A 1294-nucleotide genomic window follows, 5' to 3' on the forward strand; every position below is an offset into this window, starting at 1 on the left:
CGTCAATGCCTCCCAAGATTAGCTGTTGCACAAAGAACGATTGCTTGCGTCCCGTTGTGTCGGCCAATATCCGGAGCCGCTGCTCGATCTCTTGATCGATTCGCACCGCGACCACTTTCAGCTTGTTTTCGAACTTTCTTCTCACCATTACCTCCTCAACAGTCATCGTTTCGACCGAGGCGCCAGCATTGTTCCTCGACATTCCGCCGTACCACAGCGACAAATGTAGGTCCGCTGCAACTCTGCTGTGCGACGGCCTTCGACCTGCAACTGATAGTCTATAAAGAGCTCGCCGCCCTTCTTGATCGGCCGAATTGCACGAATGAACACTCGCTCGCCGGCTTGCTCCGCCTCACAGTTCGGTGCGCAACAATGGTTGAGCCACCGAGCTGAATTTCCGCCATGCGCGCCGTCGATCACGCGGCCGTCATCGAGGTCGAAGAAGAACGTATGGCCCGCCTCCGCCTCAGAACGTTCGTACGCGCGTTGCGCCGCTTTCCACGAGAGAATCTCTCCCTTGTATTCGAGGATCAGGCAACCGGCTCGGATGGCGCTGAGCGCAAACACGCCGCGACCGTGAACAGGGGAATGTCGAACGACGATACGACGCATGACAGTGACCAAGTGGAAGCAACAGCGATAAACGGATACACGGGCGGGCAGCGCTTCGCTATGATGACGGCAACATAAGCCGATGGCGGCGCATTCGAGACTTCATCGCCCTTCGAAGAACCGGTTGCCGGGCCGCGGCAAGCCGAAGTGATCGCGCAAGGTTGCGCCTGTGTAGGCCCGCCGGAATATGCCGCGCCGCTGCAGTTCGGGCACCACCTTTCCCACGAACTCGTCGAGGCCCTCGGGCAGATACGGGAACATCACGTTAAAGCCGTCACTGCCCTCCTCGACGAGCCATTGCTCCATCTCGTCGGCGATCTCCACCGCCGTACCGACCATCTGCAAACCCGAATAGCCGCCGACGCGCTGAGCCAGCTCGCGAACGGTCAGTCCTTCAGTGCGAGCTATCTCGATCACGCGTTCGCGCGAGCTTCGACTTGCATTGGTTTCAGGGATCTCGGGCAGCGGGCTGTCCGGATCGAAGGACGAGACGTCGTGCCCCAGTGCGATCGACAGCGATGCGATGCCGCTGTCGTAGTGAACGAACGTGTCGAGCAGCGCGCGTTTTTCGAGCGCCTGCTCGCGTGTTTCACCCACCACCACGAACGCGCCGGGCAGAATCTTCAGATGATCGCGCTCACGGCCCAGTTCCTCCATGCGGCCCTTCACATCGGCATAGACT

Annotated in this window: 3 protein-coding genes; all 3 read right to left on the reverse strand. The window is 59.7% G+C overall.

What is annotated here, in order from left to right; all coding sequences use genetic code 11:
- On the reverse strand, nucleotides 1-145 hold a 145-nt coding region (locus AWB67_RS43880), incomplete at its 3' end, for a YlcI/YnfO family protein (RefSeq protein WP_510183521.1).
- Between the two features lie 17 nt (nucleotides 146-162).
- A complete protein-coding gene (locus AWB67_RS38000; RefSeq protein ID WP_087660873.1) occupies nucleotides 163-612 on the reverse strand; it encodes an SET domain-containing protein in 450 nt (149 codons plus the stop codon).
- Between the two features lie 102 nt (nucleotides 613-714).
- A partial coding sequence (locus AWB67_RS38005) for an LLM class oxidoreductase (RefSeq protein ID WP_125477885.1) occupies nucleotides 715-1294 on the reverse strand: 580 nt, incomplete at its 5' end.

Origin of the sequence: Caballeronia terrestris (assembly GCF_001544515.1) — a bacterium.
GTDB lineage: Bacteria > Pseudomonadota > Gammaproteobacteria > Burkholderiales > Burkholderiaceae > Caballeronia > Caballeronia terrestris.